Origin of the sequence: Quatrionicoccus australiensis, assembly GCF_020510525.1 — a bacterium.
Lineage (GTDB): Bacteria > Pseudomonadota > Gammaproteobacteria > Burkholderiales > Rhodocyclaceae > Azonexus > Azonexus australiensis_B.
Genome location: NZ_CP075188.1, coordinates 2836144 through 2854646, shown reverse-complemented (window position 1 = coordinate 2854646; position 18503 = coordinate 2836144). Strand labels below are relative to the sequence as shown.

The 18503-nt window shown below is 63.6% G+C and carries 18 protein-coding genes; 17 read left to right on the top strand and 1 reads right to left on the bottom strand.

Annotated elements, in window-relative coordinates; genetic code table 11:
- The first annotated feature begins 21 nt into the window (after positions 1–21).
- The 17 genes from KI612_RS13730 (at position 22) to KI612_RS13650 (ending at position 17518) form a co-directional block, all read left to right on the top strand.
- Positions 22–1452, top strand: a complete 1431-nt coding sequence (locus KI612_RS13730) for an aldehyde dehydrogenase family protein (RefSeq protein ID WP_226440640.1) — start codon at positions 22–24, stop codon at positions 1450–1452.
- Between the two features lie 205 nt (positions 1453–1657).
- The gene (locus KI612_RS13725) at positions 1658–2677 is read left to right on the top strand and encodes a TRAP transporter substrate-binding protein (protein WP_226440639.1); all 1020 of its coding nucleotides are present in this window, start codon (positions 1658–1660) and stop codon (positions 2675–2677) included.
- A gap of 28 nt (positions 2678–2705) precedes the next feature.
- Complete coding sequence (locus KI612_RS13720; RefSeq protein ID WP_226440638.1) at positions 2706–3248, top strand: TRAP transporter small permease; 543 nt, start codon at positions 2706–2708, stop codon at positions 3246–3248.
- Entirely contained in the window at positions 3245–4573 is a 1329-nt protein-coding gene (locus KI612_RS13715) for a TRAP transporter large permease (protein ID WP_226440637.1), read from the top strand. The genes KI612_RS13720 and KI612_RS13715 overlap by 4 nt, the downstream gene beginning before the upstream one ends.
- Positions 4574–4588: 15 nt before the next feature.
- On the top strand, positions 4589–5233 hold the full coding sequence (locus tag KI612_RS13710) for a fumarylacetoacetate hydrolase family protein (RefSeq protein WP_226440636.1): 645 nt from the start codon (positions 4589–4591) through the stop codon (positions 5231–5233).
- The gene (locus KI612_RS13705) at positions 5230–5991 is read left to right on the top strand and encodes a fumarylacetoacetate hydrolase family protein (RefSeq protein WP_226440635.1); all 762 of its coding nucleotides are present in this window, start codon (positions 5230–5232) and stop codon (positions 5989–5991) included. The genes KI612_RS13710 and KI612_RS13705 overlap by 4 nt, the downstream gene beginning before the upstream one ends.
- 21 nt (positions 5992–6012) lie before the next feature.
- Complete coding sequence (gene hpaE, locus KI612_RS13700; RefSeq protein ID WP_226440634.1) at positions 6013–7467, top strand: 5-carboxymethyl-2-hydroxymuconate semialdehyde dehydrogenase; 1455 nt, start codon at positions 6013–6015, stop codon at positions 7465–7467.
- A gap of 157 nt (positions 7468–7624) precedes the next feature.
- On the top strand, positions 7625–8473 hold the full coding sequence (gene hpaD / locus KI612_RS13695) for a 3,4-dihydroxyphenylacetate 2,3-dioxygenase (RefSeq protein WP_226440633.1): 849 nt from the start codon (positions 7625–7627) through the stop codon (positions 8471–8473).
- A gap of 67 nt (positions 8474–8540) precedes the next feature.
- The gene (gene hpaD / locus KI612_RS13690) at positions 8541–9437 is read left to right on the top strand and encodes a 3,4-dihydroxyphenylacetate 2,3-dioxygenase (RefSeq protein WP_226440632.1); all 897 of its coding nucleotides are present in this window, start codon (positions 8541–8543) and stop codon (positions 9435–9437) included.
- A gap of 27 nt (positions 9438–9464) precedes the next feature.
- Positions 9465–9857 (top strand): 5-carboxymethyl-2-hydroxymuconate Delta-isomerase, encoded by a 393-nt coding sequence (locus KI612_RS13685; protein WP_226440631.1) that lies wholly within the window; start codon positions 9465–9467, stop codon positions 9855–9857.
- Positions 9858–9877: 20 nt separating this feature from the next.
- Positions 9878–10681 (top strand): 2-oxo-hept-4-ene-1,7-dioate hydratase, encoded by an 804-nt coding sequence (gene hpaH / locus KI612_RS13680; protein ID WP_226440630.1) that lies wholly within the window; start codon positions 9878–9880, stop codon positions 10679–10681.
- A gap of 22 nt (positions 10682–10703) precedes the next feature.
- Complete coding sequence (locus KI612_RS13675; RefSeq protein WP_226444248.1) at positions 10704–11495, top strand: aldolase/citrate lyase family protein; 792 nt, start codon at positions 10704–10706, stop codon at positions 11493–11495.
- Positions 11496–12354: 859 nt separating this feature from the next.
- The gene (locus KI612_RS13670) at positions 12355–13809 is read left to right on the top strand and encodes an NAD-dependent succinate-semialdehyde dehydrogenase (protein WP_226440629.1); all 1455 of its coding nucleotides are present in this window, start codon (positions 12355–12357) and stop codon (positions 13807–13809) included.
- Positions 13810–14055: 246 nt separating this feature from the next.
- Positions 14056–15252, top strand: coding sequence for a Bcr/CflA family multidrug efflux MFS transporter (locus KI612_RS13665; RefSeq protein WP_226440628.1), 1197 nt, complete (start codon positions 14056–14058; stop codon positions 15250–15252).
- 30 nt (positions 15253–15282) lie between these two features.
- Positions 15283–15675, top strand: coding sequence for an MAPEG family protein (locus KI612_RS13660; protein WP_226440627.1), 393 nt, complete (start codon positions 15283–15285; stop codon positions 15673–15675).
- 164 nt (positions 15676–15839) lie between these two features.
- On the top strand, positions 15840–17075 hold the full coding sequence (locus tag KI612_RS13655; protein WP_226440626.1) for an MFS transporter: 1236 nt from the start codon (positions 15840–15842) through the stop codon (positions 17073–17075).
- Positions 17075–17518 (top strand): GlcG/HbpS family heme-binding protein, encoded by a 444-nt coding sequence (locus KI612_RS13650; protein ID WP_226440625.1) that lies wholly within the window; start codon positions 17075–17077, stop codon positions 17516–17518. Before KI612_RS13655 ends, KI612_RS13650 begins: the two co-directional genes overlap by 1 nt.
- A gap of 17 nt (positions 17519–17535) precedes the next feature.
- Here KI612_RS13650 and KI612_RS13645 read toward each other — a convergent pair whose 3' ends face one another.
- Positions 17536–18459, bottom strand: coding sequence for an alpha/beta hydrolase (locus KI612_RS13645; RefSeq protein ID WP_226440624.1), 924 nt, complete (start codon positions 18457–18459; stop codon positions 17536–17538).
- Positions 18460–18503: the final 44 nt, after the last annotated feature.

Sequence of the window (18503 nt, the reverse complement as noted above, 5' to 3'; positions counted from 1 at the left end):
CATAATAATCAGGAGACAAACATGAAAAACATCACGATGCTGATCGATGGTCAGCCGGTGGTCGCTGCGGCGACCTTTCCCGTCATCAACCCGGCCACCGGTGAAGCTTTCGCCCTGGCGGCAGCCGGCAATGCCGCGCATGTGGACGCAGCGGTCGACGCCGCGCAGCGGGCGTTTTCCGGCTGGAGCAAGACGCCGGACGGCGAACGCCAGGCCCTGCTGCATGCCGTGGGGGCGGCGCTCGAGGCGCACATGCCGGAACTGATGGAGCTGGTCACGCTGGAAACCGGCAAGCCGCTCGCCGGCCTGAACGGTGTCGGCGCCGGCATGGAGGTCGGCGGTTCGATTGCCTGGACGCATGTCACGGCCGACCTGACGCTGCCGGTCGAAATCCTGCAGGACAACGCCGAAGCGCGTGTCGAGATTCACCGCAAGCCGCTCGGCGTGGTCGGTTCGATCACGCCGTGGAACTGGCCGCTGATGATCGCCATCTGGCACGTCATTCCGGCCCTGCGCGCCGGCAACACGGTGGTCATCAAGCCGTCCGAACTGAGCCCGGTGGCGACGGCGCGTTTCGTCGAACTGGCCAATGCCATCCTGCCGCCGGGGGTGCTCAACCTGGTGACCGGTGCCGCCGGCTCCGACGTCGGCCCGGCCATGGCCAGCCATCCCGGTATCGCCAAGATCGTCTTTACCGGCTCGACGGCGACCGGGCGCAAGATCATGGCGGCCGGCGCCGGCAACCTGAAACGCCTGACCCTGGAACTCGGCGGCAACGACGCCGGCATCGTGCTGCCCGACGTCGATGTCAAGGCGGTGGCGCCCAAGCTGTTCGGCGTCACCTTTCACAACAATGGCCAGACCTGCGCCTGCCTCAAGCGCCTCTACGTGCATGCCAGCATCTACGAGGAAATGTGCGCGGAATTGGCCCGTATTGCGACGTCGACCGTGGTCGGCGACGGCCTGCTGCCGGAAACCCAGCTCGGGCCGATCCAGAATGCCATGCAACTGGCCAAGGTCGAGGAACTGGCCGCCGACGCGCGTGCCAGTGGCGGCCGTTTCCTGTGCGGCGGCAAGCGTCGCGCCGGGCCGGGCTATTTCTACGAGCCGACCATCGTCGCCGATCTCAGCGACGGTTCGCGCCTGGTCGATGAAGAGCCGTTCGGCCCCTTGTTGCCGGTCATCAAGTACAGCGATGTCGATGAAGTCATTGCCCGTGCCAACCGCAGCCTGAACGGTCTGGGCGGCTCGATCTGGTCCTCCGACCTGGTGCGCGCGGCCGAGCTGGCGCAGCGCCTGGAATGCGGCACGGCCTGGGTGAACGAGCATGGCGCCGTGCAGCCGGATGCGCCCTTCGGCGGCGTCAAGCAGTCCGGCATCGGCGTCGAGTTCGGCAGCCATGGTCTGGCCGAATACACCTCGATCCAGACCCTCAAGATCATGAAGTCCTGAGCCGGCGCCCGTTGCGGGCCGGCCTGTCGTTCGTTTTCTCTCTCCTCTGCGAGTTTTCCGGCCGCCTTGTGCGGCCGGTTTTTTTTGAAAATATTTTCAAAGATTTTCATCTCAGCATGTTGACTCACTAATATCGTAGTGATTTAATCGCTAACATATTAACAAAGATCTGGCCCCGGCCATTTTTCCAAAACGAGGAGATAACATGAACTATCGCAACTTCGCAGTTCTCGGTGCGCTGGCTGTTTCGCTGCCGGCCATGGCCCAGGAAGTCACCTTCAAGATCGCCCACTTCCTGCCGTCGGCTGCGCCGACCCAGCAGAAGGTGCTGCAGCCCTGGTGCGACGACATGAAGAAACAGTCGAACGGCCGCATCGCCTGCCAGTTCTACCCGGCCATGCAACTGGGCGGTACGCCGGCCCAGCTCGCCGACCAGGTCAAGAACGGCGTTGCCGACGTGGTGTGGACCGGTCCGGGTTACTCGGCCGGCCGCTTCCCGGCCATCGAAGCTTTCGAACTGCCGTTCATGGTCAAGGACGCGACCAGCTCCTCCAAGGCGCTGTGGAAGTACTACCAGCAGAACGCGCAGCAGGAATTTGCTGCCTACAAGGTGCTGGCTTTCCATACCGACGGCGGTCAGGCGGTGCACACCTCGAAAAAGGAAATTCTTGGCCTGACCGGCTTTTCCGGCATGAAGCTGCGCACCTCGACGCGCGTTGGCGCCAAGACCCTGGCCGCACTCGGCGGTCAGCCGGTGGCCATGCCGCCGGCCCAGGTCACTGAAGCCATTGCCAAGGGCGTCGTCGACGGTTCGCTCGGCGCCTGGGAGCTGGTCTACCCGACCAAGCTTTCCGAAGTCACCAAGTTCCACGCCCAGCCGGCCCCCGGCGTCGCTCACCCGACCGCCACCGTGCTCACCGTGCTGATGAACAAGCAGAAGTACGACGGCCTGCCGGCTGACCTGAAGGCCATTGTCGACAAGACGACCGGCGAAGTCATGGTCGCCAAGTTCGGCGCGATGTTTGACGAAGTGGCTGCCGATACCCGCAAGCGCATTGCCGCCCAGGGCGACAAGATCACCAATTTCAGCGCGACCCAGGTTGCTGCCATGAAGCAGGCGACCGACAGCGTCGAGGAAGACTGGGCGAAGCAGGTTGCCGAGAAGGGTCTGGACGGCAAGAAGCTGATTGCCTCTGCCCGCGAACTGACCGGCACCAACAAGTAACAAAGACGAAACAGGGAAGAGGTGAATCATGCATGATCCGATGGGGATGCCCCACGATCTGGTGGAACACGACAGGGCAGAGCACTGGCTGATCCTGGCGGGCAAGGCGATGGCGATTTCGGGCGGCATGCTGTTCATCGCCCTGATCGCGATGTCGCTGGTGTCGATCATCGGCCGCAAGCTGGGTTTCGGCTCGGTCAATGGCGATATCGAGCTGATGCAGGCCGGGACGGCCGTTGCAGCCACGGCCTTCCTGCCGTACTGCACGCTGCTCGGCGAGCACATCAAGGTCGATTTTTTCACCGAGAACATGCGTGATTCACTGAAGCGCCCGATCGATGGCGTGGCCGAAGTCCTCTTTGCCATCGTCTCCGGCATTCTCGTCTGGCGCACCATCCTGTCGGCGATTGCCACCTACGAATCGGAAGAAGTGACGACCCTGGTCTCGCTGCCGCTGTGGATTCCGACCGCGCTGCTCGTGCCCGGCCTGTTCCTGATGATGATCTGTGCCATCTACCGCGCCTACGCCCACTTCCATCCGACCAAGAACATTCCGGGAGCCCACAAATGAGCGGTACCGCAATCGGCCTGATCGGCTTCGCCTGCCTGCTCGGCATGCTCGCCATCCGGATCCATATCACGATGGCAATGTTCATCACCGGCTCGGCGATTTACCTGGTGATGAACCACGGCGAGACGTCCGGCCTGCTGTATACCCTCAACAACCTGGTCTATGCCCGGGTGTCGAACTACGACCTCGCGGTGATTCCGCTGTTCATCCTGATGGGTCAGTTCGCCACGCATGGCGGCCTGTCCAAGGCGCTGTTCAAGGCGGCCGGCACCCTGATCGGTCACTGGCGCGGCGGTCTGGCGATGGCCTCGACGGCGGCCTGCGCGGCGTTCGGTGCAATCTGCGGTTCCTCGCTGGCGACGGCTGCAACGATGGGCCAGGTTGCCCTGCCTGAACTGAAGGCAGCCGGTTATTCCGGCAAGCTGGCCACCGCCACGCTGGCCGCTTCCGGCACGCTGGGCATCATGATTCCGCCGTCGGTGCCGCTGGTCATCTACGCCGTGCTCACCCAGGAATCGATCGGCAAGCTCTTCGTGGCCGCCGTCGTGCCCGGCATCGTCGCCGCGCTCGGCTACCTGCTGGTCATTGCCATCATCGTCCGCCGCGATCCGACGGCCGGTCCGGCCGGCAAGAAAGTGCCGTTCGGCGAAATGATCAAGGCCCAGATCAACATCATTCCGGTGCTTTGCGTCTTCCTCGTCGTTATCGTCGGCATCTACGGCGGCTGGGCCAATCCGACCGAAGCCGCCTCGATCGGCGCGGCGGCCTGCGGCATCATCGCCGCGGTGTCGGGCGGCATGCGGACCAAGGATTTCCTGCAGAGCGTCTATGGCACGGCGCACGCGACCGGCATGATCTTCATGGTGCTGATCGGTGCCGACCTGCTCAACTCCAGTCTGGCCCTGTCGCAAATGCCGACCGAGCTGGCGCTGTGGGTGCAGAGCAGCGGCCTGCCCGCGCTGGTCGTGCTGTTCGCCATCCTGGTCATCTATGTCCTGCTCGGCTGCGTCATGGATTCGCTGGCCATGATCCTGCTCACCATTCCCATTTTTTACCCGATGGTGATGGGCCTCGATTTCTTCGGCATGGGTCTGGAAGACAAGTCGGTGTGGTTCGGTATCCTGGCGCTGATGGTGGTTGAAATCGGCCTGGTCCATCCGCCGGTTGGCATGAACCTCTACGTCATCAACAAGATCGCCAGGGATGTGCCGATGAGCGAGACCGCCTGGGGTGTGATGCCTTTCCTCGCTTCCGACTTCATCCGCATCGTCGCCCTGGTCTTCTTCCCGATTGTGTCCCTCGGCCTCGTGCATTACCTCGGCTAACTGGAGCTAGCAACAATGATCAAACAGCAAGTCAGCGGTACGGTATATGGCGTCATTCTCAATGACGCAGCCTCCGTGCAAAAAATCGGTTCGCTCGCAGAGGCGCCTTACAAGGGCGCTCCGAAGGCCCCGGCCCTGTACATCAAGCCGGCCAATACCCGCGCTGCCTGCGGCGCAGCGGTCAACCTGCCGGGTGATGCCAAAACCGTCGAGGTGGCCGCCACCATCGGTCTGGTCATGGGCCGTGCCGCCGGTCGCCTGACGGCTGAAAACGCACTCGATGCTGTCGCCGGCATCGTGCTCGCCGCCGACCTGAGCCTGCCGCACGCCAGCTACTACCGCCCGGCGATCCGCGAAAAATGTTTCGACGGCTCGCTGCCGCTGTCTTCGGTCAAGCCGCTGGTCGATCTCGATCAACTGGTCCTCAACACCGAAATTGACGGCAAGGTTGTCGAATCCCGCTCACTGGCCGGCCTGATCCGCCAGCCGGCACAACTGCTCGCCGATGTCACCGAATTCATGAGCCTGCGCCAGGGTGACGTGCTGCTCGTCGGCGTCAGCTACCAGGCGCCGCAAGCCGCGGCCGGCAGCAAGATCACGCTCAGCGCCGACGGGGTCGGCAGCCTGAGCTTCACCATCGCCGAAGGAGTTGCAGCATGAAGCACGGACGCATTGCCTACAACGGCGCCGTTCATCAGGTCACCGAATCTGCCGACGGCCGGCTCTGCCTGGCCGACGGCCGCCTGCTCTCTGAAAATGATTTTCAGTGGCTGCCGCCGGTCGAAGTCGGTACCGTCTTCGCGCTCGGCCTGAACTACGCCGACCACGCCAAGGAACTCGCCTTCAAGGCGCCGGAAGTGCCGCTCGTCTTTCTCAAGGGGCCGAACACCATCACCGGCCACAAGGCGCAGACGCGCCGCCCGGCCGACGCCACCTACATGCACTACGAGTGCGAGCTGGCCGTGGTCATCGGCAAGACCGGCAAGAACGTCGCCAAGGCCGACGCCATGGATATCGTCGCCGGCTATACCGTGGCCAACGACTATGCCATCCGCGACTACCTCGAGAACTATTACCGCCCGAACCTGCGCGTCAAGAACCGCGACGCCTGCACGCCGCTCGGCCCCTGGCTGGTCGACGCCGCCGACGTGCCGAATCCGATGGCGCTCAAGCTGACCACCCGCGTCAATGGCAAGACGACGCAGGAAGGCACGACCGCCGACATGATTTTCGACATCCCGACGTTGATCGAATACCTGTCGTCCTTCATGACGCTGAATCCGGGCGACGTGATCCTGACTGGCACGCCGGAAGGCCTGGCTGACGTCAAGGCCGGCGATGTCATCGAAACCGAAGTCGAAGGGGTCTGTTGCCTGATCAACAGCATCGTCGACGACGCCACCTATTTCGCTAACTGAAGACCAAAAAGCGAGGACAGCATGATCAAGCACATCATCAACGGCCAGAAGGTCGACAGCAAGGAAACGTTCGAAACCATCAACCCGGCGACCGGTGAAGTCATCGACACCGTTGCCAGCGGCGGTACGGACGAAATCAACGCCGCGGTGGCTGCCGCCAAGGCCGCCTTCCCGGGCTGGGCGGCAACGCCGGTCAAGGAACGCGCCCGTCTGGTGCGCAAGCTGGGTGAACTGATCGCCGCCAATGTCGAGCCGATTGCCGACATGGAAACCGCCGACTGCGGTCAGGTCACCAACCAGACCAAGCGCGTGCTGATTCCGCGTGCCTCCGACAACTTCAATTACTTCGCCGAGCTGATCCAGCACATGCACGGTGAAACCTACGATTCCGACACCGGCCACCTTAATTACACGCTGTGGCAGCCGGTCGGCGTCTGCGCGCTGATCTCGCCGTGGAACGTGCCGTTCATGACCGCGACCTGGAAGACGGCACCGTGCCTGGCTTTCGGCAACACCGCGGTGATGAAAATGTCCGAATTGTCGCCGTTGACCGCCAACCGCCTCGGCGAACTGGCCCTCGAAGCCGGCATTCCGGCCGGCGTCTTCAACGTCGTGCATGGTTTCGGCGACAAGGCTGGCGAACCGCTCGTCTCGCATCCGGATGTCCGCTCGATCTCCTTCACCGGCTCGACCGCTACCGGCAACCGCATCGTCAAGGCCGCCGGCCTGAAGAAGTTCTCGATGGAACTGGGCGGCAAGTCGCCGTTCATCATCTTCGACGACGCCGACTACGAACGCGCCCTCGATGCCGCCATCTTCATGATCTTCTCGAACAACGGCGAACGCTGCACTGCCGGCTCGCGGATCATTGTCCAGGAAGGCATCTACGACAAGTTCGTCGCCGATTTCGCCGCCCGTGCCTCGCGCCTGGTGGTCGGTGATCCGATGGATCCGAACACCGTGATCGGCCCGATGATCTCCAAGGGCCACCAGGACAAGGTCAATTACTACATCGAACTCGGCAAGCAGGAAGGCGCCGAAGTCGTCTTCGGCGGCGGCACGCCGGTCGTCGCCGACAAGTTCAAGAACGGTTTCTGGGTGCAGCCGACCGTGTTCGCCAATGTCGACAACAAGATGCGCATCGCCCAGGAAGAAATCTTCGGGCCGGTGCCCTGCATCATCCGCTTCAAGACCGAAGAGGACGCTGTGCGCATCGCCAACGACACCATCTACGGCCTCTCGTCGTACTTGTGGACCAACAACACCGGCCGCGCCATCCGCCTGGCCAAGGCCATCGAGTCGGGCATGACCTTCGTCAACAGCCAGAACGTGCGCGACCTGCGCCAGCCCTTCGGCGGTTCCAAGGCTTCCGGCACCGGTCGTGAAGGCAACCATTACAGCTACGACGTGTTCTGCGAAGCCAAGAACATCGCCGTCTCGTATGGCAGCCATCACATCCCGCGCTGGGGCGTCTAACAAGAAACCCCTCCCCTTTATGTCCCGCAGGGACGGTATCCAGTAGGACAAGGGGGAGGCCGGGAGGGGGATGGGTTTGTTCCGCGAATAAAACCCATCCCCACCCCAACCCTCCCCTTGAAGGGGAGGGAGTTAAAGAACAGAAGGAGACACAGATATGGGCAAACTCGTCCTCGCCGCCAAGATCACCCACGTACCGTCGATGTACCTGTCCGAAATGGATGGGCCGCACAAGGGCTGCCGCCAGGCCGCCATCGACGGCCACAAGGAAATCGCCCGCCGCATGCGCGAGCTGAAGGTCGACACCATCGTCGTCTTCGACACGCACTGGCTGGTCAATGCCGGCTATCACATCAACTGCGCGCCGAGCTGGGAGGGCATCTATACCTCCAACGAGCTGCCGCACTTCATCAAGAACATGCCGTTCTCGTACGAAGGCAACCCGGCGCTCGGGCATGCCATCGCCGCGGCAGCGACCTCTGCCGGCGTGCTTACCCGCGCCCATGACGCGACCAGCCTGGCGCTCGAATACGGCACCCTGGTGCCGATGCGCTACATGAACGAAGACAAGCAGTTCAAGGTCATCTCGGTCTCGGCGATGTGCACCGTGCATAACCTCGCCGACTCGATCGAGCTGGGCCGCGCCGTGCGCCGCGCCATCGAGCAGAGCGAAGGCAATGTTGCCGTGCTCGCCTCCGGTTCGCTGTCGCACCGCTTCGCGCAGAACGGTGTGTCGGAGCAATTCATGCACAAGGTCTGGGATCCGTTCCTGGAAAACGTCGACCGCCACGTCATCGAACTGTGGAAGAACGGCGACTGGAAGACCTTCTGCGGCATGTTGCCGGAGTACGCGGTCAAGTGTCACGGTGAAGGCATGATGCACGACACGGCGATGCTGCTCGGCGTGCTCGGTGCCGAGGATTACCAGGGCAAGGCCGAAATCGTGACGCCTTACTTTGGTTCGTCCGGCACCGGCCAGATCAACGTCGTGTTCCCCATTCAATAAGAGCGTAAAGCCATATTGATCCCCATACAGAGAAAACATCTTTTTCAAAATTCAGGGAGACAGTTTCATGGGTGAAATTCTGATGGCCATCAAGTGCACGCACGTGCCGTCGATGCTTATTTCCGAACAGCCGGGACCCGCGCATGGGTGCCGCCAGGCTGCGATTGATGCCGAACGCGAGATCGGCCGCCGCGCCGCCGAACTCGGCGTCGACACCTTCATCGTGTTCGACACGCACTGGCTGGTCAATGCCGGTTATCACATCAACAACAATGCGGTGCACAAGGGCAATTACACCAGCCACGAGTTCCCGCATTTCATCCAGGACCTGCCCTACGAGTTTCCGGGCAATCCGGAACTGGGCGACCTGATCGCCGAAGAAGCCACCGCCATGGGCGTCAAGACGCGTGCGCACCGGGTTGCTTCGCTCGATCTCGAATACGGCACCATCCTGCCGATGCGCTACATGAACCCGGAAGGCAAGATCAAGGTGGTTTCGATTGCCGGCTGGAGCACCTTCGGCTCGCTCGAAGAGTCGCGCATCCTCGGCGAAGCGCTGGCCAAGGCCGTCGCTCGCAGCAACTGCAAGGTCGCCATCGTCGCGTCCGGCTCGATGTCGCACCAGATCTGGGAAAACCGCCTGGTCGAGGAAGGTTTCAACACGATCAGCCGCGAATTCAACAAGCAGGTCGACCTGCGCGCCCTGCAACTGTGGGAAGAAGGCCAGTGGGCCACCTTCCTGCGCATGCTGCCCGAATACGCCCAGTACTGCACCGGCGAAGGCAAGATGCACGACACCGCCATGCTGTTCGGCGCGCTCGGCTGGGACAAATACGAAGGCAAGGCCGAAATCGTCTGCCCGTACTTCGAAAGTTCGGGTACCGGCCAGGTCGTGGTCAGCCTGCCGGTCGCCGGCATCCCGCTGAGCGCGCGCGGCATCGGCGCCGAAATGCCGGTTTCCTGAAGCAATAACAAACCAAAGGAGCAAGGAATGCCCCATCTGATCTTTGAAGTCACCGACAACCTTGACGCGGCCGAAGCCGACGTCAGGAGCCTGTTGAAAAAAGCCAACCAGGTGTTGATTGACCAGGGTGGGGTGTTCCCGATCGGCGGCATCCGTTCCCGCGTCGTCTGGCTGCACGATTACTGCGTGGCCGACGGCACGGTGGACGATGCCTTCGTGCATGTCACGCTGAAAATTGGCGGCGGCCGCAGCGAAGAAGCCAAAAAGAAAGCCGGCGACGAGCTGTTCGCGATGATCTGCGAGCACTTCGCCACGATTTACGCAAAGCGCACGCTGGCCCTGTCGATGGAAATCGTCGAGTTCAGCGAATCCGGGACCTGGAAGCAAAACAATATCCACGCCCGTTACAAGAAGACTTAAGCCCACCAAGAGGAATGACCATGCTCAGCCAGGACATCATCGAAGCCACCGCGCGTCGCTTCCACGAAGCCGAAAAGACCCGCCAGCAGATCCGCCAGATTTCGCTGGATTACCCGGAAATCACCATCCCCGACGCCTACGCGATCCAGAAGGCCTGGGTCGACATGAAGATCGCCGAAGGGCGCAAGATCGTCGGCCACAAGATCGGCCTGACCTCGCGCGCCATGCAGATGTCGTCGCAGATCAACGAGCCGGACTACGGCACGCTGCTCGATGACATGGTCTTTGCCGATGGCGGCGAAATCCCGGTCGACCGCTTCATCGTGCCGATGATCGAGGTCGAGCTGGCCTTCATCCTGAAAGATCGTCTCGAAGGCGAAAACGTCAGCATGCTCGACGTGCTCTCCGCCACCGACTACGTGATTCCGGCGCTCGAACTGATCGATGCCCGCTCGCAGCGCATTGACCCGGAAAGCAAGCGGCCGCGCAAGGTCTTCGACACCATTTCCGATAATGCCGCGAACGCCGGCATCATCATGGGCGGTCGTCCGATCAAGCCGATGGACATCGACCTGCGCTGGGTTTCGGCCTTGCTCTACCGCAACGGCGTGATCGAGGAAACCGGCGTCGCCGCCGGCGTGCTCAACCATCCGGCCAACGGCATCGCCTGGCTGGCCAAGCGCTTCGCGCCGCACGGCGTGGCGCTCGAACCGGGCCAGATCATCCTCGCCGGCTCCTTCACGCGGCCGGTGCCGGCCAGCCGGGGCGACACCTTCCATGTCGATTACGGCCCCCTCGGCAACATCACCTGCCGTTTTGTCTGAAAAACAGGAGTCGACCGTGCAGATGCCCCGCAATACCTTCAAGCGTGCGCTCGCCGCCCGCGAAACGCAGATCGGCCTGTTCCTCGGCCTGGCCAACGCCTACACCGCCGAAATCGTCGCCACCACCGGCTTCGACTGGCTGCTGATCGATGGCGAGCACGGTCCGAACGACCTGCGCAGCATCATCGAACAGCTGCAGGCGCTGGCGCCGTACCCGGTCAAACCGGTCGTGCGCACCGTCGATCACGACGTCGCCCGCATCAAGCAATTGCTCGATGGCGGCGTCCAGACGCTCATGGTGCCGATGGTCGAAACCGCCGCCGATGCCGAAAAGCTGGTCCGCGCCATGCGCTACCCGCCGAACGGCATCCGTGGCGTCGGCACGGCGATGGCGCGCGCCGCCCGCTGGAATGGCGTCGAAGGCTACTTCGCGCATGCCGACGAAGAAATGTGCCTGATCGTGCAGATCGAATCGACCACCGGTCTGGCCGGTCTTGACGCGATTTTGCAAGTCGAAGGCGTAGACGCGGTCTTCATCGGCCCGTCCGACCTCGCCGCTTCGATGGGCCACCTCGGCAATCCGGGACACGCCGACGTCAAGGCGGCGGTTGCTGCTGCGATCGGCAAGATCTCGGCGGCCGGCAAGGCGGCGGGCGTGTTCTCGGCTGATCCGGCTGCGGCGGAAGCCTATCGCGAGATTGGCGCGAGCTTTTTGCTGGTGGGGGTTGATGCGCTTTTGTTGCGGAATTCTGCGGTGGCGCTGGCGGACAAGTTCAAGAAGGGTGATGTTGCGAAGGGTGGGGCGGCGTACTGATGGACGCTTTTGCCTTTTCTTTGCGGCAAATGCTTTGCGGCGCTGTTTGGCTGCCGGGATCGGCGCGGGCCGCATTGCGCGGTGAAGCGCTGGGTTCTGCGCGGGCGTTGTCGTTTGGCGCGCTTGCAGAACCGTTGGGTTCCGCGCTGGCGGCGCGGGCGTACTTTCTTTTGCTTCGCCAAAAGAAAGTAGCCAAAGAAAAGGCGACCCCCGGGTCGGCGCCCGCTACGCGGGTCCCTTGCGCTACTCGAAATCGGCGGGGGCTGCGGAACTCGGCCCTGCGGGCCTCAGACAGTCCTCGCCCTCTTTCCGCCGCTTTCTGCGTTGCTCAGCGCCTCTCAGGGGGACCCCGCAAGGCGTCTCGGAGCAACGGCTCTGCCCAGGAAGAAAAAAATAAAGGCCTTGTTTTTAACGGTCGACCGCTGAAAACACCCCAAAACCACCCCCACCGGTTCGGCGGCGACGCCTTTCGGGTCCCCCTGGGAGGCGCTGAGCAACGCAGGCTGGCCGGGGGTTTCGGCTTGCGTCTGTCTGAGCCGCAGGCGAGTTTAGCAAGCCGCCCGGCTAGCCGAGTAGCGCAAGGGACCGGGCAACGCCCGGCGCCGACCCGGGGGTCGCCTTCTTCTTTGGCTACTTTCTTCTTGGCGAAGCAAGAAGAAAGTACGCCCGCCCGCAAGGCGGAACCCCAACGTAAAACAAGCACAACATCCCCCGTAGCCGAGACCAAAGCGAACGCCGTAACCCTAGCGTCAAACAAGCACAACATCCGCCGCTAACCACCGGCCAAGCCAACCAACATTCCCCGGTCTGACCCCAGACCACCACCATTCATAAAAACGTACACCAAGGAGCCCACCTCATGCTGGCATTGAAAGACCCCACCCTGCTGCGCCAGGCCTGCTACATCAACGGCGCCTGGACCCCCGCCGACTCCGGCGAAATTTTCCCCGTCACCAACCCGGCCACCGGCGAAACCATCGCCACCGTCCCGCGTTGCGGCGCCGCCGAAACCGAGCGCGCCATCGCCGCCGCCGACGAGGCGCTCAAGACCTGGCGCGAAACCACGGCCGCCGAGCGTTCGCGCATCCTGCGCCGCTGGTTCGACCTGCTGATGACCCACCAGGACGACCTCGCCGCGCTGATGACCGCCGAGCAGGGCAAGCCGCTGGCCGAGGCCAAGGGCGAGATTGCCTACGCCGCCGCCTACATCGAGTGGTTCGCCGAGGAAGCCAAGCGCGCCTACGGCGAGGTCATCCCGTCGCCGTTCAAGGACCGCCAGATCGTCGTTACCAAGGAGCCGGTCGGCGTCTGCGCGGCGATCACGCCGTGGAACTTCCCGTCGGCGATGATCACCCGCAAGGTTGCCCCGGCGCTGGCTGCCGGCTGCACCATCATCCTCAAGCCGGCCGAACAGACGCCGCTGTCGGCGCTCGCCCTGGCCGAACTGGCCGAGCGGGCCGGCGTGCCGGCCGGCGTGTTCAGCGTTGTCACCGGCAAGGCTTCCGCCATCGGCGGCGTGATGACGGCCAGCCCGATTGTCCGCAAGCTGACTTTCACCGGTTCGACCCCTATCGGTCAGTTGCTGATGCAGCAGTGCGCCGGCACGGTCAAGAAGATGTCGCTGGAACTGGGCGGCAATGCGCCTTTCATCGTCTTCGACGACGCCGATCTCGATGCCGCCGTCGCCGGTGCGCTCGCTTCCAAGTACCGCAACGCCGGCCAGACCTGCGTCTGCTCCAACCGCTTCCTGGTCCAGGATGGCGTCTATGATGCTTTCGCGGCCAAGCTGGCGACCGCCGTTGCCGCGCTCAAGGTCGGGCATGGTACGGAAGAGGGCGTCACGCAAGGCCCGCTGATCGATGATGCGGCGATCAACAAGGTCGAGGAACTGGTCAAGGATGCCGTCGATAAAGGCGCTCGCGTCGTGACCGGCGGCAAGCGCCACGCGCTCGGCCGCACCTGGTATGAGCCGACCATCCTCGCCGATGTGACCGCCGGCATGGCGGTGGCCAAGGAAGAAATCTTCGGGCCGGTGGCGCCGCTCTTCCGCTTCAAGACCGAGGCCGAAGCGGTGCACATGGCCAACGACACCGAATTCGGTCTTGCCGCCTATTTCTTCTCCAAGGATCACGGCCGCGTCTGGCGCGTTTCCAAGCAGCTTGAATACGGCATGGTTGGCGTCAATACCGGCCTGATCTCGACGGAAGTTGCCCCGTTCGGCGGCGTCAAGATGTCCGGCGTCGGTCGCGAAGGCTCCAGCCATGGTCTCGACGAGTATATGGAAACCAAATATTTGGCGCTCGGCGGCCTGTAATTCCTTGGCCAGACCAACCGTGACTTTGTCCCCCAAGGGGACTTCCTCCGGGGCGTCGCTTCGCCTTGCCGTGCTATTCGCACTGTCTTCGGCTCGTCTTCGCGTCACGATTGATCTTGCCAAGGAATATGTTCTGCGGAATTTGCCTTTTTTCCCGCGTCGACCGTCCCCAGCGGTCGACCGGCGAATTTGGGCAGATTCCGCGCTTTCCGCCAGGCTTCGTCCAGTTTTACTGATTTCCGAACCATGACCCATTCCGCTATCGATCCGGCCCGCGAGGGCCGTTTTATTTTGTTGCTCGGTGCGCTGGTCGCCTTCGGGCCGCTCGCCATCGACCTCTATCTGCCGGCGTTGCCGGCCATCGCGAGCGGTCTGGCGGCGTCGGCCGAGGCGGTGCAGTTATCGATCACCGTCTTCCTCGCCGGCTTTTCGCTGGGCATGCTGTTCTACGGGCCGCTTTCCGACCGTTATGGCCGGCGTACGGTGATGCTCTCCGGCATCGCGCTGTTCGCCGCGGCCAGTCTGGCCTGCATGCTGGCAACGGCGGTCGAGCAATTGATCGTCGCGCGCTTCGTCCAGGCGCTTGGCGGCGGGGCGGCCTCGGTGCTGGCGCGGGCCGTGGTGCGCGACGTGTACACGCCGACCGAGGCGATCCGCAAGCTTTCCCTGATGGCCATGGTGACGGCGATTGCGCCGCTGCTGGCACCGCTGCTCGGCAGCCTGCTGCTCGTCCAGTTCGGCTGGCGCGGCACCTTCGCCGCCGTCGTGCTGTGGGGCGTGCTCAGCCTGCTCGTCGTCTGGTGGCAGTTGCCGGAAACCCTGCCGGCCGACCAGCGCGGTCAACTGCCGCTGAGCCGCGCTTTTGCCATCTACGGCAGCCTGCTCGTTGATCCGGTGGCGCTCGGCCTGGTGCTGGCCGGCGGCATGTCCTTCGCCGCGATGTTTGCCTACATCACGGCCAGTCCTTTCTATTTCATCGAACTGCACGGCTTTTCGCCTTTCGCCTACGGCCTGCTCTTTGCGGCCAACGCGATCGGCATCTTCGCCGCCAATTACGTGAACAGTCGTCTGGTCAAGGCCAAGGGGCCGGCCGTGATGGCCGGTGTCGGCAGCGGCCTGGGCTTCGTCGGCGCCTTGCTGTTGTGGGTGGCGGCCGGTGTCAACGATGCGCTGCCGGCGGTGATCGGCGGCCTCTTCGTCGTGGTCAGCATGACCGGCCTGCTCGGCGCCAATTGTGTCGGTTTGCTGATGGCGCGCTACCCGCAGAATGCCGGTGCCGCGGCCGCACTGTTCGGCGCCAGCCAGTTTGGCCTCGGCATGCTGGCCAGTGCGGCGGTCAGTTATCATCACGACGGCAGCGGCCGGCCGATGGCATGGGTCATCCTGGTGACCGCCGCCGCCTCGCTCGCCGGCTACCTGCTGTTCCGGCGCGCGGCGCGCTGATCCCGTCAAAACAACAAAGAGTCCTGCCCCATGCATCCCGTCGCCCTCTATTGCACCGCCGCGCTCGGCGGCCTGCTTTTCCTGCTCGGCCTGTCTGTTTCCCTCCTGCGCTTTCGCAGCGGTGTCGGTGCCGGGCCGTCTGACGAGCGCAATTCGCTGCTCAACCGGGTGATCCGGGCGCATGCCAATACTGCCGAGTTCGCGCCATTTCTTGCCGTGATTTTTCTCTATTTTGGCTGGCGCGGCCCGTCCAGCCTGGTGGTCAACCTGATCATCGCCGCCACCATCTGCCGCTTCCTGATCGTCGTCGGCCTGGTCGCCTGGCCCAGCCTTGGCCGACCGAATCCGGCCCGCTTCGTCGGGGCGCTCGGTACCTATCTGTGCGGTGCAGCCTTGTGTGCGGCGATGGTGGCGAGCATATAGTGGCCTGTTTCGCAATTAATCGAACATGAAAGCTTGTCTTTGTCCGCCTGGCGTCGTTGCTCATCCTCGCGATAGCGTCGGCTATCGCTGCGGTTCGCGCCTAGCCAGACAAACAAATCCGGCGCTTTCATCCTGTCCTATCAATTACGAAGCAGACCACTGATATGGCTCTCCCCGCCGGCATGCGCGCCCTGGCGCACCGCAATTTCCGTTTGTATTTCCTCGGTCAGGCGGTTTCCATTCTCGGTTCGTGGATACAGCAGGTGGCGCTTTCCTGGCTGGTTTACCGCTTGACCGGTTCGGCCGCGCTGCTCGGCGTCACTGCCTTCTGCGCATTGATTCCGCAGCTCGTCGTCGGGCCGCTGGCCGGCGCCTGGATCGACAAGCAGGACAAGAAGAAGTGGCTGCTGCGCATCCAGTCGCTGCTCGCGCTGCAGGCCTTCGTGCTGGCGGCGCTGACCGCCTCGGGGCTGATCACGACCGGTTTCATCATCGCCATGTCGCTGACCCTGGGCATTCTCAACAGCTTCGACACGCCGCTGCGCCAGTCGATGATCGGCGGTTTCGTCGGCAGCCGCGACGACCTGCCCAACGCGCTGGCGCTCAATGCCATGCTGTTCAATTCCGGCCGCTTCGTCGGGCCGCCGATTGCCGGCCTGCTCGTCGGGCTGACCTCGGAAGCAGCCTGTTTCGCGATCAACGGCCTGTCCTTCCTCGCCCTGATTGGCGGTCTGCTGTGCATCGAGGTCAAGGCGACGGCGCGGGCGAGCGGCTCGGTCGGCCAGGTCTTCAAGGAAGGCATTTTGTATGCCTGGCAGACGTGGACCGTACGGATGCTGATCATCACGCTGATTGGGCTCAACCTGACCGCCTCGGCTTACGCCGTGCTGCTGCCGGTTTTCGCGCGCGACGTCTTTGCCGGTGATGCGACGACGCTGGGCTGGCTGTGGGGTGCCGCCGGCTGCGGCGCCTTCGCCTCGACCATCTTCCTCGCCACGCGCAAGACGGTGCCCGGCCTGATCGGCGCCGTCGTTGCCGGCACCGCAATTGCCGCCGCTGCGCTGCTCGTCTTCGGCCTGACGCCACACCTGCCGCTGGCGCTGGCGGCGATGACCGGGCTCGGCTTCGGCATCTCGGTGTGCAATGTCGGCATCAACATGTTGCTGCAGAGCATGGCACCCGACCACCTGCGCGGCCGCATCGTTTCCTTCTTCACCTCGGCCCGCTTCGGCTTCGACGCGCTCGGCGGCCTGCTCGCCGGCTTCGTCGCGGTCGGCCTCGGCGCCAGTAATACCCTGCTCGGCGAAGGCGTCGTCCTCGCCGGCTTTGTCGTCTTCCTGCTGACCCGTCGCGCCCGTCTGGCGGCGACGGTGTCGGCAGCCCATGGAGAAAAAACCTGATGGATATTGAAATGATCGCTTCGCTCGGCCTGGGTACGGCCGACGAACTGGCCGACCTCGCCTTGGCCGCCGCGGCCGAAGCCGGCGTAAAAGTGTGTGTGGCGGTGGTCGACCGCGCCGGCTACCCGCTGGTCTTCAAACGCCACCCGGGTGCGCCTTTCCACTCCATCGACATCGCCCTCGACAAGGCCTACACCGTGGTCAGCTTCGGCCCGGCCACCGCCAAATGGGATGCCCGCCTCGCCAAGGGTTCGGAAATGCTGCGCCACGGTCTGCTGCAGCGCGAGCGCTTCGTCGGCTTCGGCGGCGGCCTGCCGGTCAAGCACGAAGGCGTGCTGGTCGGCGCGATCGGCATCTCGGGCGGCAGCGAAGCGCAGGACGTGCAGTTTGCCGAGGCGGCGCTGGCCGCTTTGCTTGTGGGCGAGGCGGCGCAGGCTGCCTGAAGCCGCCGGTTATCCGCTTACGGCAGCAGCGCCCAGAGCCGGGGCCAGTCTTGCACCCAGCAACACTGGTGGTCATGGTCTGGCATGAATTGCAGATGCCGGTTTCCCTGTCCGCGCAGTTCGCTCGGCAAGTTGAGTGCCAGGGTGGGCGGAATGATCTTGTCGAGACTGCCGAAAAAGTGCGTCTGGGGAATCGCCCGGAGTTGATGCGCTGCATCACCGGCATTCAGTGAGTCGGTCAAGGGGCTGATGCGGTGATGGGTGGTCCAGGCGCGGTGGTCCAGATTGCCCGCCACCGTGACCAGCCGTTCAACATCCGTGCGCCGTGCCGCCAGCAGTGCGGCCACCGCTGCGCCACCGGAATAGCCGACCAGGGTCAGTTGTCTGGCCCCGAAGCGCGATTTCAGCTGCGTCACCCCGGCATCCATGGCCTCGATCACTTCTGCAGCGAAGCGCGCCCTGGTCCAGTAGCGCTGGCTGCATCGGGGCGAGTCAATGCCGGCAAACTGGCAGGGGCGGGCCAGATAGGCGGCGTTGCCCGATGGCTGCGCCAGCGCCAGGCGCAAGGCGAGCGGATCGCGCGGCGTCGGGTCTGACGACGGGGTGTCGGTGCTTAGCCAGGCCAGACCATCGCCTTCGATATAGATCGTCAGTATTTCATCCGGCGTAATCCGTTGCGGCGCATAGGTAGTGAGCTCGAAGCCCGGGGCTGCGATCGTGCTGCGCGCCCAGTCCCGGGCGGCAGCGACTTCATCTGCCGTTTGCCGACGCGTCGCTGCCGAAGGAATCGTCGTGCAGCCCGCCTGCGCAAACAGGCCGAGCAGCAGTGCGCCGCCGCAAAGCATTCGCCGCTTGAGGCGCGGCAGATGTTTGCGTAGATGGGCCTGTGCTCGGGGGCGGCTGCCATCGATTCTTCCCTGGCCGGTTTCGTTAGCGTTCATGAATCGACGATAGCAAAAAAAAGAAGCCTCGCGAACGAGGCTTC

Excerpts from the sequence above, each read along its gene's own strand:
- KI612_RS13675 (WP_226444248.1), top strand. The coding sequence starts at position 10,704 with ATGCCCCGCAATACCTTCAAGCGTGCGCTCGCCGCCCGCGAAACGCAG.
- KI612_RS13650 (WP_226440625.1), top strand. The coding sequence starts at position 17,075 with ATGGATATTGAAATGATCGCTTCGCTCGGCCTGGGTACGGCCGACGAA.
- KI612_RS13730 (WP_226440640.1), top strand. The coding sequence starts at position 22 with ATGAAAAACATCACGATGCTGATCGATGGTCAGCCGGTGGTCGCTGCG.
- KI612_RS13710 (WP_226440636.1), top strand. The coding sequence starts at position 4,589 with ATGATCAAACAGCAAGTCAGCGGTACGGTATATGGCGTCATTCTCAAT.
- KI612_RS13655 (WP_226440626.1), top strand. The coding sequence starts at position 15,840 with ATGGCTCTCCCCGCCGGCATGCGCGCCCTGGCGCACCGCAATTTCCGT.
- hpaH (WP_226440630.1), top strand. The coding sequence starts at position 9,878 with ATGCTCAGCCAGGACATCATCGAAGCCACCGCGCGTCGCTTCCACGAA.
- hpaD (WP_226440632.1), top strand. The coding sequence starts at position 8,541 with ATGGGTGAAATTCTGATGGCCATCAAGTGCACGCACGTGCCGTCGATG.
- KI612_RS13660 (WP_226440627.1), top strand. The coding sequence starts at position 15,283 with ATGCATCCCGTCGCCCTCTATTGCACCGCCGCGCTCGGCGGCCTGCTT.
- KI612_RS13715 (WP_226440637.1), top strand. The coding sequence starts at position 3,245 with ATGAGCGGTACCGCAATCGGCCTGATCGGCTTCGCCTGCCTGCTCGGC.
- KI612_RS13705 (WP_226440635.1), top strand. The coding sequence starts at position 5,230 with ATGAAGCACGGACGCATTGCCTACAACGGCGCCGTTCATCAGGTCACC.
- hpaD (WP_226440633.1), top strand. The coding sequence starts at position 7,625 with ATGGGCAAACTCGTCCTCGCCGCCAAGATCACCCACGTACCGTCGATG.
- KI612_RS13685 (WP_226440631.1), top strand. The coding sequence starts at position 9,465 with ATGCCCCATCTGATCTTTGAAGTCACCGACAACCTTGACGCGGCCGAA.
- KI612_RS13670 (WP_226440629.1), top strand. The coding sequence starts at position 12,355 with ATGCTGGCATTGAAAGACCCCACCCTGCTGCGCCAGGCCTGCTACATC.
- KI612_RS13645 (WP_226440624.1), bottom strand. The coding sequence starts at position 18,459 with ATGAACGCTAACGAAACCGGCCAGGGAAGAATCGATGGCAGCCGCCCC.
- KI612_RS13665 (WP_226440628.1), top strand. The coding sequence starts at position 14,056 with ATGACCCATTCCGCTATCGATCCGGCCCGCGAGGGCCGTTTTATTTTG.
- hpaE (WP_226440634.1), top strand. The coding sequence starts at position 6,013 with ATGATCAAGCACATCATCAACGGCCAGAAGGTCGACAGCAAGGAAACG.
- KI612_RS13725 (WP_226440639.1), top strand. The coding sequence starts at position 1,658 with ATGAACTATCGCAACTTCGCAGTTCTCGGTGCGCTGGCTGTTTCGCTG.
- KI612_RS13720 (WP_226440638.1), top strand. The coding sequence starts at position 2,706 with ATGCATGATCCGATGGGGATGCCCCACGATCTGGTGGAACACGACAGG.